At 41.6% G+C, this 250-nt stretch carries 1 pseudogene; it reads right to left on the minus strand.

Features of this window, described 5'->3' with window-relative positions:
- Window positions 1-148: 148 nt before the first annotated feature.
- Window positions 149-250, minus strand: a pseudogene (locus SB658_RS26120) (low molecular weight phosphotyrosine protein phosphatase); the annotation flags it as partial.

Genomic DNA, 250 nt, shown 5'->3' on the forward strand with positions numbered 1-250 from the left:
TTTTGCTGGCAGTCATTCCATTTGTCTTTGAGTGCAATTCTTGTTGGTCGATGAAATAAAGTCAGCAATGCGCCGCAAGCGGCACCTAAGAGAGCTCCTCGGAGCACGATTTGATTTTTTTCTTCCATCTCGTCTGATCTCCTTTCAGTTAAAGGTGGTTCTCTTTCTTTACATACGTCAAAAAACGGTCAATTCCTGTTTCAATTAATTCATGGACTTCCTCAAAGTTCCCAGTGTAATAAGGATCTGG

Source organism: Bacillus sp. SIMBA_008, assembly GCF_046535495.1.
Taxonomy (GTDB): domain Bacteria; phylum Bacillota; class Bacilli; order Bacillales; family Bacillaceae; genus Bacillus; species Bacillus subtilis.